The organism is Streptomyces sp. NPDC017448 (assembly GCF_044330565.1).
Classification (GTDB): domain Bacteria; phylum Actinomycetota; class Actinomycetes; order Streptomycetales; family Streptomycetaceae; genus Streptomyces.
The window spans coordinates 404,018-418,207 of sequence record NZ_JBIRLM010000001.1 but is presented as its reverse complement, the minus strand read 5'-3'; the positions used below and the strand labels follow the sequence as shown (position 1 = coordinate 418,207).

General features: G+C 68.8%; 12 protein-coding genes, 1 tRNA gene and 1 pseudogene. 3 read left to right on the top strand and 11 right to left on the bottom strand.

Annotated features, from left to right (window positions below):
- Positions 1-32 precede the first annotated feature (32 nt).
- From rpoB to ACH4K1_RS01830, 9 genes are all read right to left on the bottom strand, one after another.
- Complete coding sequence (rpoB, locus tag ACH4K1_RS01870) at positions 33-3,518, bottom strand: DNA-directed RNA polymerase subunit beta (protein ID WP_073764906.1); 3,486 nt, start codon at positions 3,516-3,518, stop codon at positions 33-35.
- 645 nt (positions 3,519-4,163) lie between these two features.
- Positions 4,164-4,547, bottom strand: coding sequence for a 50S ribosomal protein L7/L12 (gene rplL, locus ACH4K1_RS01865; RefSeq protein ID WP_003966996.1), 384 nt, complete (start codon positions 4,545-4,547; stop codon positions 4,164-4,166).
- Positions 4,548-4,631: 84 nt separating this feature from the next.
- Positions 4,632-5,189 (bottom strand): 50S ribosomal protein L10, encoded by a 558-nt coding sequence (gene rplJ / locus ACH4K1_RS01860; protein ID WP_073764908.1) that lies wholly within the window; start codon positions 5,187-5,189, stop codon positions 4,632-4,634.
- Positions 5,190-5,461: 272 nt separating this feature from the next.
- The gene (locus ACH4K1_RS01855) at positions 5,462-6,379 is read right to left on the bottom strand and encodes a hypothetical protein (RefSeq protein WP_398085473.1); all 918 of its coding nucleotides are present in this window, start codon (positions 6,377-6,379) and stop codon (positions 5,462-5,464) included.
- A gap of 206 nt (positions 6,380-6,585) precedes the next feature.
- Complete coding sequence (rplA, locus tag ACH4K1_RS01850; protein WP_398085471.1) at positions 6,586-7,308, bottom strand: 50S ribosomal protein L1; 723 nt, start codon at positions 7,306-7,308, stop codon at positions 6,586-6,588.
- Between the two features lie 80 nt (positions 7,309-7,388).
- Complete coding sequence (rplK, locus tag ACH4K1_RS01845) at positions 7,389-7,823, bottom strand: 50S ribosomal protein L11 (RefSeq protein WP_014154605.1); 435 nt, start codon at positions 7,821-7,823, stop codon at positions 7,389-7,391.
- A gap of 176 nt (positions 7,824-7,999) precedes the next feature.
- Positions 8,000-8,905, bottom strand: a complete 906-nt coding sequence (gene nusG / locus ACH4K1_RS01840; RefSeq protein WP_398085468.1) for a transcription termination/antitermination protein NusG — start codon at positions 8,903-8,905, stop codon at positions 8,000-8,002.
- Between the two features lie 73 nt (positions 8,906-8,978).
- Positions 8,979-9,266 (bottom strand): preprotein translocase subunit SecE, encoded by a 288-nt coding sequence (gene secE / locus ACH4K1_RS01835; protein ID WP_398085465.1) that lies wholly within the window; start codon positions 9,264-9,266, stop codon positions 8,979-8,981.
- A 106-nt stretch (positions 9,267-9,372) separates the two neighbouring features.
- Positions 9,373-9,445, bottom strand: a tRNA-Trp gene (locus ACH4K1_RS01830).
- 212 nt (positions 9,446-9,657) lie between these two features.
- On the opposite strand from ACH4K1_RS01830, the gene ACH4K1_RS01825 reads away from it, so the two are divergent.
- Positions 9,658-10,884: a pyridoxal phosphate-dependent aminotransferase gene (locus tag ACH4K1_RS01825; RefSeq protein ID WP_398085463.1), complete on the top strand. Its 1,227-nt coding sequence runs from the start codon at positions 9,658-9,660 to the stop codon at positions 10,882-10,884.
- A 140-nt stretch (positions 10,885-11,024) separates the two neighbouring features.
- On the top strand, positions 11,025-12,038 hold the full coding sequence (locus ACH4K1_RS01820) for an adenosine deaminase (protein ID WP_398085460.1): 1,014 nt from the start codon (positions 11,025-11,027) through the stop codon (positions 12,036-12,038).
- Here ACH4K1_RS01820 and ACH4K1_RS01815 read toward each other — a convergent pair.
- Positions 12,031-12,642, bottom strand: a complete 612-nt coding sequence (locus tag ACH4K1_RS01815; protein WP_398085457.1) for a TetR/AcrR family transcriptional regulator — start codon at positions 12,640-12,642, stop codon at positions 12,031-12,033. The genes ACH4K1_RS01820 and ACH4K1_RS01815 overlap by 8 nt on opposite strands.
- Before the next feature lie 98 nt (positions 12,643-12,740).
- Here ACH4K1_RS01815 and ACH4K1_RS01810 point away from each other — a divergent pair.
- Positions 12,741-13,114: pseudogene (locus tag ACH4K1_RS01810) on the top strand (NAD(P)H-binding protein); the annotation flags it as partial.
- Here the strand turns inward: ACH4K1_RS01810 and ACH4K1_RS01805 are convergent.
- A complete protein-coding gene (locus ACH4K1_RS01805) occupies positions 13,100-14,155 on the bottom strand; it encodes a UDP-N-acetylmuramate dehydrogenase (RefSeq protein ID WP_398085454.1) in 1,056 nt (351 codons plus the stop codon). The pseudogene ACH4K1_RS01810 and the gene ACH4K1_RS01805 sit on opposite strands and share 15 nt — an antisense overlap.
- Between the last annotated feature and the right edge of the window lie 35 nt (positions 14,156-14,190).

Below are 14,190 nucleotides of genomic sequence, written 5' to 3'. Positions count from 1 at the left end.
GTCGCCTCGGAGCGAGGCGGCCGACCGGCCCGTCAGACCTCTTCGACGCTGCTCGGCTCGCGCCGGGACAGGTCGATACCGAGCTCCTCCGCCGCACGGAAGACGTCCTCGTCCGTGTCGCGCATCTCGATGGACATGCCGTCCGAGGACAGCACCTCCACGTTGAGGCAGAGCGACTGCATTTCCTTGATGAGCACCTTGAAGGACTCGGGAATGCCGGGCTCGGGGATGTTTTCGCCCTTGACGATGGCCTCGTAGACCTTCACGCGGCCGGTCACGTCGTCGGACTTGATCGTCAGGAGCTCCTGGAGGGCGTATGCGGCGCCGTAAGCCTCAAGGGCCCACACCTCCATCTCACCGAAGCGCTGACCACCGAACTGCGCCTTACCACCCAGCGGCTGCTGGGTGATCATCGAGTACGGGCCGGTCGAACGCGCGTGGAGCTTGTCGTCGACCAGGTGGTGCAGCTTGAGGATGTACATGTACCCGACCGAGACCGGGTCCGGGAACGGCTCACCGGAGCGGCCGTCGTAGAGCTGGGCCTTGCCGGAGGGCTGGACCAGGCGGTCGCCGTCGCGGTTGGGGATCGTGGCCTGGAAGAGGCCGGTGATCTCGTCCTCGCGCGCACCGTCGAAGACGGGCGTGGCGACGTTGGTGCCGGGGGCGACCTGGTCGGCGCCGATGGCCTGCAGGCGCTGGGCCCACTCGTCACCGAGGCCGGAGACGTCCCAGCCGCGGCTGGCGAGCCAGCCGAGGTGGATCTCCAGGACCTGTCCCGGGTTCATTCGGGACGGGACGCCCAGCGGGTTGAGGATGATGTCGACCGGGGTGCCGTCCTCCAGGAACGGCATGTCCTCGATCGGCAGGATCTTGGAGATGACGCCCTTGTTGCCGTGGCGGCCGGCGAGCTTGTCACCGTCGGTGATCTTGCGCTTCTGCGCGACGTAGACGCGGACCAGCTGGTTCACGCCCGGCGGCAGCTCGTCGCCCTCTTCGCGGTCGAAGACGCGGACGCCGATGACCTTGCCGATCTCACCGTGCGGCACCTTCAGCGAGGTGTCGCGCACCTCGCGCGCCTTCTCACCGAAGATCGCGCGGAGCAGGCGCTCCTCGGGGGTCAGCTCGGTCTCGCCCTTGGGCGTGACCTTGCCGACGAGGATGTCGCCGGCGACGACCTCGGCGCCGATGCGGATGATGCCGCGCTCGTCGAGGTCGGCGAGGACCTCCTCGGAGACGTTCGGGATGTCCCGGGTGATCTCCTCGGGGCCGAGCTTGGTGTCACGGGCGTCGACCTCGTGCTCCTCGATGTGGATCGAGGAGAGGACGTCGTCCTGCACGAGGCGCTGCGACAGGATGATCGCGTCCTCGTAGTTGTGACCCTCCCACGGCATGAACGCCACGAGCAGGTTCTTGCCGAGGGCCATCTCACCGTTCTCGGTGGCCGGTCCGTCGGCGAGCACCTGGTCGGCCACGATCCGGTCGCCCTCGGAGACGACGACCTTCTGGTTGACCGAGGTGCCCTGGTTGGAGCGCATGAACTTGGCGATGCGGTACGTGGTGTACGTGCCGTCGTCGTTGGTGACGGTGATGTAGTCCGCGGAGACCTCCTGGACCACACCGTCCTTCTCCGCCTTGAGCACGTCGCCGGCGTCGGTGGCGCAGCGGTACTCCATGCCGGTGCCGACGAGCGGGGCCTCGGACTTAATCAGCGGCACCGCCTGACGCATCATGTTCGCGCCCATGAGGGCACGGTTGGCGTCGTCGTGCTCCAGGAAGGGGATCATCGCGGTGGCGACGGACACCATCTGGCGCGGCGAGACGTCCATGTAGTCGACGTCCGTGCCGGGCACGTAGTCGACCTCTCCGCCACGGCGGCGGACCAGGACGCGCGGCTCGGTGAAGCGCAGCTCGTCGTTGAGGGTCGCGTTCGCCTGGGCGATGACGAAGCGGTCCTCCTCGTCGGCGGTGATGTAGTCGACGTCGTCGGTGACCTGGCCGTCGACGACCTTGCGGTACGGCGTCTCGATGAAGCCGAACGCGTTGACGCGGCCGTACGAGGCGAGCGAACCGATCAGACCGATGTTCGGGCCTTCGGGGGTCTCGATCGGGCACATGCGTCCGTAGTGGGACGGGTGCACGTCTCGGACCTCGAAGCCCGCCCGCTCACGGGAGAGACCACCCGGGCCGAGCGCCGACAGGCGGCGCTTGTGGGTGAGACCCGAGAGCGGGTTGTTCTGGTCCATGAACTGCGACAGCTGGCTGGTGCCGAAGAACTCCTTGATGGAGGCGACGACCGGCCGGATGTTGATCAGGGTCTGCGGCGTGATCGCCTCGACGTCCTGGGTGGTCATGCGCTCGCGCACCACGCGCTCCATCCGCGCCAGGCCCGTACGGACCTGGTTCTGGATGAGCTCGCCGACGTTGCGCAGACGACGGTTGCCGAAGTGGTCGATGTCGTCGGTCTCGACGACGATCTCCCGGCCGGACTCGCCGATCGTCTCGGTCTCGCCGGCGTGCAGCTTGACCAGGTACTTGATGGTCGCGATGACGTCGTCGGTGGTGAGCACCCCGGCGTCCAGCGGCTCGTCGGCGCCGAGCTTCTTGTTCACCTTGTAGCGGCCGACCTTGGCGAGGTCGTAGCGCTTCGGGTTGAAGTAGAGGTTCTCGAGCAGCGTCTGAGCGGCCTCGCGCGTCGGCGGCTCGCCCGGACGCAGCTTGCGGTAGATGTCGAGCAGCGCGTCGTCCTGGCCCTGGGTGTGGTCCTTCTCCAGGGTGGCGCGCATGGACTCGTACTCGCCGAACTCCTCCAGGATCTGCTCGGTGGTCCAGCCGAGAGCCTTCAGGAGGACGGTGACGGACTGCTTGCGCTTGCGGTCGATGCGGACACCGACCATGTCGCGCTTGTCGATCTCCATCTCCAGCCAGGCGCCCCGGGAGGGGATGATCTTGGCGGAGAAGATGTCCTTGTCGGACGTCTTGTCGATGGAGGAGTCGAAGTAGACACCCGGCGAGCGGACCAGCTGCGACACGACGACACGCTCGGTGCCGTTGATGACGAAGGTGCCCTTGTTGGTCATGAGCGGGAAGTCGCCCATGAAGACCGTCTGGGACTTGATCTCGCCGGTCTCGTTGTTGGTGAACTCGGCCGTGACGAAGAGCGGGGCCGCGTACGTGAAGTCGCGCTCCTTGCACTCGTCGATCGAGTTCTTCGGGGGCTCGAAGCGGTGGTCGCGGAACGTAAGCGACATCGACCCGGAGAAGTCCTCGATCGGAGAGATCTCCTCGAAGATCTCCTCCAGGCCGGACTTGGTGGGGACGTCTTGTCCACTGTCCAGAGCAGCCTCGACGCGAGCCTTCCAGGCGGCGTTGCCGAGGAGCCAGTCAAAGCTCTCGGTCTGCAGCGCGAGGAGGTTCGGAACCTCGAGGGGCTCCTTGATCTTTGCAAAAGAGATGCGCAGCGGGGCGGTGCTGGCACCGTTGTTCGTATTCGCGGTCGAGGCGTTGCGCGAGGCGGCCAAGAGGGGGTCCTTCCGAGGGCTCGGACTCACTACGCGCGTACCGGTCCCACCCTGGACACATAGACAGACGATTCCGAATCGGTCGCAAACGACCAGGTCGGAGGGGGTCGGTCATCGGTGCTTCAGCGTGGGCATGCCCCTGGTGACGGGCAGGAGGCAGCTAACAGGCAGCGCAAAGGGTCAGTGTAGCCAAGCGGCACACTGATGTCCAGTCGGGGTTCTCAGAGACCCACGTTGCTCTCAACAGCTGTTCTCAACACCTATGTCTAGCCCTGACCCACGCGCGGGGTGCGCGCTTCTTTACTTCCCTCTTCACTCCCGATCCATGCCTCGGATGCGGATCGAAGTGAGGACGCGTCCTGAGAATTGCGCGCCACGTCCGGTTCGTCAAGGCCACCGGTCCGATCGGGTCCGCCGGGAGTCTTCACCAGCCACCCCCAGGAGGCCCGTGAGACCCCCGCCAGGCGCTCGCGAGAGGCGCACGGCGAAGATCACCCTACTCGTCGTCGGCGGAAGAGCAAGGCGACCGCTCCGGGCACGCCGAAGGGCGACCACCCGGATGGGTGATCGCCCTCGGCGCGGGCGCCTCAGGCGCCCGGAGTGGACACCTGGGGTGCCCTGGGAGCCCGGAGGGCTCCCGAGGTGTTACTTGACCTCGACGGAAGCGCCGGCGGCCTTGAGGGACTCGGCAGCCTTCTCGGCGGCCTCCTTGGCGACCTTCTCGAGGACCGGCTTCGGGGTGCCGTCGACGAGGTCCTTGGCCTCCTTCAGACCCAGCGAGGTCAGCTCACGCACGACCTTGATGACCTGGATCTTCTTCTCGCCGGCGCCGGTGAGGATGACGTCGAACTCGTCCTGCTCGGCCTCGGCCTCGGCCGGGGCGCCGCCCGCGGCGGGGCCGGCGACGGCGACGGCCGCGGCGGCGGTGACGTCGAACTTCTCCTCGAAGGCCTTCACGAACTCGGAGAGCTCGATGAGGGTCATCTCTTCGAACTGCGCGAGCAGGTCGTCCTGGGACAGCTTCGCCATGACAGGCGTCCTTCCACTATTCGGCAGGTGCCGGATGTATATGTCGGCGGGCGTACGTGGAGCCCGCTGGACCGCTGAGCGTGATTACTCGGCGGCCTCGGCGGGAGCCGGAGTACCGGCACCGCCCTGCTCTTCCTTCTTGGCGCGAAGGGCTTCCGCGGTGCGGACGAACTTCGACGGCAGGGCCTGGAAGACCTGCGCCGCCTGCGTCTGCTTGCCCTTGAAAGCACCGGCCAGCTTGGAGAGCAGAACCTCGCGGGACTCGAGGTCCGCGAGCTTCTTGATCTCATCGGCGGACAGCGCCCTGCCATCGAGGACACCGCCCTTGATGATGAGGTTGGGGTTGTCCTTGGCGAAGTCACGAAGACCCTTCGCCGACTCCACCGGGTCACCGGTGACGAAGGCAACCGCCGTCGGACCCGTGAACAGGTCGTCGAGCGCGTCGATCCCGGCCTCGTTGGCCGCAATCTTGGTCAGCGTGTTCTTCACCACGGCGTACTGGGCGTTCTCACCGAGCGAACGGCGCAGCTCCTTGAGCTGTGCCACGGTGAGACCCCGGTACTCGGTCAGCACGGCGGCGTTCGAGCTGCGGAACTGGTCCGTCAGCTCGGCTACCGCGGCAGCCTTGTCGGGCCTTGCCATGAGCGTCGGCCTCCTTCCGGGTGATGAGGACCGCTCAGAAGGGGCCGGGAAAGACGAAACGCCCCAGCACAAGTGCCAGGGCGCGGCTCGACCGAACAGAGTCCGGGAGCGTTCCACAGTCACCTGCGCAGGTCGTCCGATCTAGCGGAACCTTCGGTCACCCTCCTCTGTCGAGGCACGGTGACGACCAGCGGTCTTTGGCTTCCTGGTGAGAGTACGCGACCGGACGGGCGAGGGGCAAATCCGTGCCCATTCGTCCCCCGCGGAAGGTGTCAGGAGGCGGCGCCGGGGGTAGCGCCCTGCTTCAGCAGCTCCGTGAACTCCACGGTGTCCGAGGCCGCCGGCTTCTCGACCGAGACCTCGGTGCCGTAGTCGCTGTAGAAGAGCGTCGAGTTGAACGCGCCGGTCTTCATCTCGCCGCGCTCGGTCTTCTTCACCAGCAGGTCGTTCTCGTCGACCCAGATGTCGACGGTCTGGGTGGTCACCCCGGCCAGCGCGAGCTGCTCCTTGAACTCGGCGAGCTGCTTCTCGTCCAGCTCGCTGTTCCTCGCGGTCAGCTCGGCCACGTCGACCGTGCCGGAGTAGTGCGTCGCGGAGACCCCGCGGACGTCCTCCCGACCGACCTTCTTCACGTCGCCGGAGGCCAGGAGCGCCTTCACGCCCTGGTCGGGTGTGCTGGTCCGGAGCTGGTCCTGCATGACGTCCCCGGAGGCCCCGCCCAGCTCGGCGAGGTCCTTGTAGGAGTACTGGATCCACCTCTTGCCGCCGGTGTTGGCCGCCATGCCGGCACCCATGTCGGCGTAGTACTCGTCCTTGAAGTAGCGCGCCTGCACCGAGCCGTCGCCGCCGGCCTTCTTGAGGGCCTCGCCCATGACGCCACCGGTGTACGTGATGGCCATCTCACCGGAGAGGCCGTCCGCCCAGCCGATCACCCCGGACTGCTTCATGGAGACGGTGCTGCCCATCTCGACGGTGCCCTCGACCTTCGCGGACCGGGCGCCGTCGGTCTTCTGGCGCACCTGCTTCAGCGCGGCCACCGGGCTCGCCTTGCCGACGGCGGAGCCCGCCTCGCCCTTGCCGGCCCCCTTCGAGCCCCCCGGGCCGTCGGAGCCGCTGCAGGCAGCCATCGACGTCAACGCCGCCGCGGCGGCCAGAGCCGTGCCCATCCGTCGTGCCGTGCTCGTCCTCATGCTGTCGGACCACCCCTCGTATCGGCTTTCGTCCCCCGCACCACAGTGTCACAGGGCAGTGACAGGCAGGGGCCGTCCCGCGGAGTCGGCGGAGGCCGTCCCTCCGAGCCCTCCGGATACGAGGACGGGCCCCGCACCTCGAAAGGTTGCGGGGCCCGTCCACACAGAGCACGCGTACGACGCGGCTACCGGGTGAGCGCGGTGGCTCAGACGGCGGCCGGGTCCTCCTCGACGAGGAGGTTGCGGGTGCGGTTGGCGTCCAGCGGGATGCCGGGGCCCATCGTGGTCGCCAGAGCGGCCTTCTTGATGTAGCGGCCCTTGGCGGCGGACGGCTTCAGACGGAGGACTTCCTCCAGCGCCGCTGCGTAGTTCTCCACCAGCTTGGTCTCGTCGAACGAGACCTTGCCGATGATGAAGTGCAGGTTGGAGTGCTTGTCGACGCGGAACTCGATCTTTCCGCCCTTGATGTCGGTGACGGCCTTGGCGACATCGGGGGTGACGGTGCCGGTCTTCGGGTTCGGCATCAGACCACGCGGACCGAGCACACGGCCGAGGCGGCCGACCTTGCCCATGAGGTCCGGGGTGGCGACGACGGCGTCGAAGTCCAGACGACCCTTGGCCACCTCGTCGATGAGCTCGTCGGAACCGACGATGTCGGCTCCGGCGGCTTCCGCGGCCGCAGCACGGTCACCGGTCGCGAAGACCAGGACCCGGGCGGTCTTGCCGGTGCCGTGCGGGAGGTTCACGGTGCCGCGGACCATCTGGTCGGCCTTGCGCGGGTCGACGCCCAGGCGGAAGGCGACCTCGACGGTGCCGTCGAACTTCGTGGTGGCGGTCTCCTTGGCGATACGGACGGCCTCGAGCGGGGCGTACAGGCGCTCCCGGTCGATCTTGGCGTCCGCAGCGCGGAGGTTCTTGCTGCGCTTCACTTCTACTCCTGTGGTGTCAGAGTGTGGAGTCGTGGTGCGGACCAGCGCTTGGTCCTACCACCGGGGGTTACGGGGCTGAATCAGCCTTCGACCGTGATGCCCATGGAGCGGGCGGTACCGGCAATGATCTTCGACGCGGCGTCGAGGTCATTGGCGTTCAGGTCGGGGAGCTTCGTCGTGGCGATCTCGCGGACCTGGTCGGCCGTCAGCTTGGCGACCTTGGTCTTGTGCGGCTCGCCGGAGCCCTTGTCCACACCCGCGGCCTTGAGGATCAGCTTGGCGGCCGGCGGAGTCTTCGTGACGAAGGTGAAGGAGCGGTCCTCGTAGACCGTGATCTCCACCGGCACGACCATGCCACGCTGCGACTCGGTCGCGGCGTTGTAGGCCTTGCAGAACTCCATGATGTTGACGCCGTGCTGACCGAGCGCGGGGCCGACCGGCGGGGCCGGGTTCGCCGCACCGGCGTTGATCTGGAGCTTGATAAGCCCCGTGACCTTCTTCTTCTTGGGAGGCATTGCTCTCTCCGGGTCCTAGTGAGAGTGTTTCGCCGCCGTTCCGGTCATCCGGATGGAGGCATACCGCACAACGATAACGGGTATAGCTGTGCGACCAAAAACCCAGCAGGTCAGAGCGGCTGCGAAGCCGTTCTGACCTGCTGGGTAGGCATGTGTCCAGATACTGGCGGGAAGCGCTAGTTCTTCTGGATCTGGTCGAAGCTGAGCTCGACCGGGGTCTCGCGGCCGAAGATCTCGACGAGGCCCTTGACCTTCTTCGAGTCGGCGTTGATCTCGTTGATCGTGGCCTGCAGCGTGGCGAACGGGCCGTCCGTGACGGTGACCGAGTCGCCGACCTCGAAGTCCAGCACCTGGACCTCGACCTTGCGGGCGGGAGCCGGCTTGCCCTCGGCCTCGGCGGCCTCGCGGGCGGCCTTCTCCTCGGCCTCCGGGGCCAGCATCTTGACGATCTCGTCCAGGGTCAGCGGGTACGGGTCGTAGGCGTTGCCCACGAAGCCGGTGACGCCCGGCGTGTTCCGCACGACGCCCCAGGACTCGTTCGTCAGGTCCATGCGCACCAGCACGTAGCCGGGGAGCTTGTTCTGCCGGACGTTCTTGCGCTCGCCGTTCTTGATCTGGACGATTTCCTCTTCAGGCACCTCGGCCTGATAGATGAACTCCTCCACGTTCAGCGAGACGGCGCGCTGCTCCAGGTTGGCCTTGACGCGCTTCTCGTAACCGGCGTACGTGTGGATGACGTACCACTCGCCGGGGAGGGTGCGCAGCTCCTCGCGCAGGGCGGCGACGGGGTCGACCGGCTCGGCGACGTCCTCGGCGGCATCGTCCTCGGCGGCTTCGGCGGCGACGTCTTCGTCCTCGACGGCCTCGGCGGTCTCGTCCTCGGCGGCGACGGCGTCCTCGTCGGACTCCTCGGTGAGCGCGGCCTCCACGGTGAGCGCGGCCTCCTCGGCGGGCTCGTCCGCGGCCTCGGCCTGGTCCGGGTCCACGGAGTCAGCAGCCTCAACGATGTCGAGCTCGTCCTTGGCGGACTCGAAGGCGCCAGCCTCGGGCTCGACGGCGTCGTTCAGGTTCGGGTCAGACACGATGGCTGCTTCTTCCTGGATACAAAGGGTGGAACATGCGAAAGGGACGCCGGGTCCGACGCCTTCCGCGTGATCAGCCGAAGACGTACTTGATGACCCGGGCGAAGCCCATGTCGAGAACGGTAACAAGACCGATCATGACGACGACGAACACGATCACCACGGACGTGTACGACGTGAGCTGGCTACGCGTCGGCCAGACGACCTTACGGAGTTCCGCGACGATCTGGCGGTAGAACAGCGCGAGTCGGCCCAGAGGGCCCTTCTTTCCGCGCTTGCCGCCCTTCCGAGTCTTCTTCTTCGACTCGGGAGCCTCATCATCGGCATCAGGCATGTCGATGGAGCCCACGGCGTCCGTCACGCTACTCACCTGATTCCGGGTCGTGGCCGTGCCGCGCCCGGTGGAGCCGCACGGCTGTGCAATGAAGTACGTACATGCGCACACATCCTGGCGAAGGAGTGTGTAGCAGGGCCGGAGGGACTTGAACCCCCAACCGCTGGTTTTGGAGACCAGTGCTCTACCAATTGAGCTACGACCCTTTGGTGGTTTCCACCAACCTACCGCATCCTCTCCGACGATCGGGAGGGGGACGGTGCGGCTGGTGAAGGCCAACGACAGGTGAGTGTACGTGCTCGGAGCCGCCGCGTCGAACAGATCATTGCCGACCGGTCCTGTCCGGATGCTGCCCGGGTCCTGTCCGGTCCCTGAAACCCCTGTGCCGACGGCTTCGGCGGTCTGGGAGCATGGGCCCATGAGCGCTGCAACTTCACCGTCCGAGCGCCGGGTTTCGGCCCGCATCGGTGCGATCTCCGAGTCCGCGACCCTCGCCGTCGACGCCAAGGCCAAGGCTCTCAAGGCCGCCGGGCGTCCGGTGATCGGCTTCGGGGCCGGCGAACCCGATTTCCCGACACCCGACTACATCGTCGAGGCCGCGGTCGAGGCGTGCCGCAACCCGAAGTACCACCGCTACACCCCGGCCGGCGGGCTCCCCGAGCTCAAGGCCGCCATCGCCGAGAAGACGCTGCGCGACTCCGGCTACGAGGTCGACGCCGGCCAGATCCTGGTGACCAACGGCGGCAAGCAGGCCATCTACGAGGCGTTCGCCGCGATCCTCGACCCGGGGGACGAGGTCATCGTCCCCGCGCCGTACTGGACCACCTACCCCGAATCGATCCGGCTCGCCGGCGGTGTGCCGGTGGAGGTCGTCGCCGACGAGACCACCGGCTACCGGGTCTCGGTCGAGCAGCTGGAGGCGGCGCGCACCGAGCGGACCAAGGTCGTCCTGTTCGTCTCGCCGTCCAACCCGACCGGCGCGGTCTACAGCGAGGCCGACGCCGAGGCCATCGGCCGCTGGGCCGTCGAGCACGGCCTGTGGGTGATGACCGACGAGATCTACGAGCACCTCGTCTACGGCGACGCCACCTTCACCTCGCTCCCGGCGATCGTCCCCGAGCTGCGCGACAAGTGCATCGTCGTCAACGGCGTCGCCAAGACGTACGCGATGACCGGCTGGCGGGTGGGCTGGATCATCGGCCCCAAGGACGTCGTCAAGGCCGCGACCAACCTCCAGTCGCACGCCACCTCCAACGTCTCCAACGTCGCCCAGGCCGCCGCGCTCGCGGCCGTCTCCGGTTCGCTGGACGCCGTCGCCGAGATGCGTTCCGCCTTCGACCGCAGGCGGGGGCTCATCGTGCGGATGCTCAACGAGATCGACGGCGTGTTCTGCCCGGAGCCCGAGGGCGCTTTCTACGCCTACCCGGCGGTGAAGGAGCTGCTCGGCAAGGAGATCCGCGGCAAGCGCCCGGCCACCACGGTCGAGCTGGCCGCCCTGATCCTGGACGAGGCCGAGGTGGCCGTGGTCCCCGGCGAGGCGTTCGGCACCCCGGGCTACCTGCGTCTTTCCTACGCGCTGGGCGACGACGACCTGATCGAGGGCGTCTCGCGCATCCAGAAGCTGCTGGGCGAGGCCAAGGACTGACCCGCCCCGCACACCGCGTACGAGAAGCGCCCCCGGCCGCCGGACACCTCCACCGGCCGGGGGCGCTTTTTTTGTTCGAGCCACCCCCTGGAGGGGAAAGCGGCTACCGCTCCGGCCCGCCCGTGCGGCAGGATCTTCCGATGGAGCGTGATGTACGTCTGTTGCCCAAAGCCCACCTGCACCTGCATTTCACCGGGTCGATGCGGCCCACCACCCTGCTCGAACTCGCCGACAAGTACGGGGTCCACCTCCCCGACGCCCTGACCGGAGGCGAGCCCCCGAAACTGCGGGCCACCGACGAGCGCGGCTGGTTCCGCTTCCAGCGCCTCTACGACATCGCCCGGTCCTGCCTCCGGTCCCCCGAGGACATCCAGCGCCTGGTGCGCGAGGCCGCCCAGGAGGACGTGGCGGACGGCTCCGGCTGGCTGGAGATCCAGGTCGACCCCACCTCGTACGCGCCGCTGCTGGGCGGGCTGATCCCGGCCATCGAGATCATCCTCGACGCGGTGGACCGCGCGGCCCGGGACACCGGTCTGGAGATGCGCGTGGTGATCGCCGCGAACCGGATGAAGCACCCCCTGGACGCCCGCACGCTGGCCCGGCTCGCCGTACGGTACGCGGACCGGGGCGTCGTCGGCTTCGGCCTCTCCAACGACGAGCGGCGCGGTATGGCGCGCGACTTCGACCGGGCCTTCGCCATCGCCCGGGAGGGCGGTCTGCTGGCGGCCCCGCACGGCGGGGAGCTGTCGGGCCCCTCCAGCGTGCGCGACTGCCTGGACGATCTGGACGCCTCGCGCATCGGCCACGGCGTCCGGGCCGCCGAGGACCCCCGGCTGCTGCGCAGGCTCGCCGAGTCCGGGGTCACCTGCGAGGTCTGCCCGTCCTCCAACGTGGCGCTCGGCGTCTACGAGAAGGCCGCGGACGTCCCGCTGCGCACGCTGTTCGAGGCGGGGGTGCCGATGGCGCTGGGGGCGGACGACCCGCTGCTGTTCGGTTCGCGGCTGGCCGCCCAGTACGACCTGGCCCGCCGCCACCACGGCTTCACCGACGAGGAGCTGGCCGAACTGGCCCGCCAGTCGGTGCGCGGGTCGGCGGCCCCGGTGGAGGCACGGGAGAAGCTGCTCTCCGGGATCGACGACTGGCTGGCTAGCTGACCCCGGACGGGCCCGGGCCGATCCCGCCCAGCAGGGTGGCCGCGAGGGAGGCGGCGAAGTCGTCCAGGGAGTGCGGAGGCTCGTTCCCGGGGAGCGTGGAATAGGCGAAGGCCCGCTGCGCGCAGGCGCCCAGCAGCAGGGAGGCGGCGGCGTAGGTGTCCACGCCGGCCCGGATGCGGCCCGTGTCCTGTTCGGCGCGCAGATAGGCGTCGAGTCGCTGGATCGGGAGGTGGGGTCCTGCCTCCAGCCCTGCCACGCCCTGCTCGTGGCGGCGCTTGAGCTGGGGTTCGGCGTACAGGGACGCGGCCATGGGGATGGTCTGCTCGTAGAACAGGGCGGCCTGTCGGGCGATGGCGGTGAGGTTGCCCTCGACGGTGCCCTCCCCGGCCGCCAGTTCGTCGAGGAGGCCCCCGAGCCGGGGCAGCCGCTCCGCGAGGACGGTGACGAACAGCTCCTCCTTGCCGGAGAAGTACTTGTAGAGCGCCGCCTCCGAGCAGCCGGCCGCCCGGGCGATCTCCTTGGTGGTGGTCCGGGCGAGGCCGATGGAGAGCATCAGCTCGTACGCCGCGTCGACGATCCGGACGCGGGCGGGCTTCGGGTCCATGGTTGCTCCAACGGGCCGTGACCCGGAAATCTTGTCGCCCGGGTGAGAGGCCACCCACTCTAGAGGTGGGTAAACACTCACCCACTGGGGAGCACACCATGAACCTCACCGTGGTCGGTTCCACCGGCGGCGTCGGCCGGGGACCGTGGGCCAGGCGCCGGCGGCGGGCCACGGGGCGACGGCCGTGGTGCGCGACCCGGACCGCCTCCCGGAACCGCTGGCCCGCGGGGCGCTGCACGGCGTCGTCCGGCGGGACGACACGCCGGCCGTGCGGGCGGCGGTGGCGGGGCGGGACGCGGTGCTCTCGGGGCTGGGTTCGCGCGGCCGGAAGGCGAACGGCGTCGCCGAGCGGCTGACCGAGCGGATCGTGGCGGCGGTGGAGGCCGAGGGCTCCCTGCGGCTGCTGGTGGTCAGCGCGATGCCGGTCGGGCCGAAGAGGCCCCGCGGGGCCTGCGCCCTACAGGCGGACGCCGACCGTCACCGGCTCGTTGACCAGCGTGACGCCGAAGACCGCGTGCACGCCGGCGACCACCTCGCGGGCCAGCGCGAGCAGGTCCTCGGTGGTGGCCGCGCCCCGGTTGGTGAGCGCCAGGGTGTGCTTGGTCGAGATCCGGGCGGGGCCGTCGCCGTACCCCTTGGGGAAGCCGGCCCGGTCGATCAGCCAGGCCGCCGAGGTCTTGGTGCGGCCGTCCTCGGCGGGGAACGCCGGGGGCGTCACGTCCGGGCCGAGGTGGTCGCGGACCCGTACGAGGAAGTCCTGGAAGGCGGCCGGTTCGAGGATCGGGTTGGTGAAGAAGGAGCCCGCCGACCAGGTGTCGTGGTCCTCGGGGTCCAGCACCATGCCTTTGCCCGCGCGGAGCTTCAGCACGGTTTCCCTGGCGGCCGAGGCGGGAACGCGCTCGCCCTGCTCGACGCCCATCGCCCTGGCCGTCTCGGGGTACTTGAGGGGCGCGGAGAGCCCGTTCGCCTCTTCCAGCTCGAATCGGACCCGCAGCACCACGAAACGGTCGGGTTCGGCCTTGAAGCGGCTATGACGGTACGAGAACGCGCACTCCGCGTTCGGGATCGTCACCGTCTCCTGGGTGCGCCGGTCGTAGGCGACGACCTCCGTGATGGTGGAGGACACCTCCTGTCCGTACGCGCCGACGTTCTGGATGGGGGTCGCGCCCGCGGACCCGGGGATGCCGGCCAGGCACTCGATGCCCGCGAGGCCCGCCTCCACGGTCCGGGCGACGGCGTCGGTCCACACCTCGCCGGCCGCCAGCTCCAGGGACGTGCCGGAGAGGTCGAAGCCCTGGGTGGCGATGCGCAGCGCGGTGCCGTCGAAGCCCTTGTCCCCGATGACCAGGTTGGAGCCGCCGCCGATCACCAGCAGCGGGGTGCCGCTCGCGTCGGCCTCGCGCACGGCGGCGACCACCTCGGCGTCGGTCGTGGCGGTCAGCAGCCGGGTGGCCGGGCCGCCGAGGCGGAAGGTGGTCAGGGGGGCGAGGGGGGCGTCGTGGAGTTCCTGCACGGGGACAAGAGTACGGTCCGCGCCCCCGCCGCTCG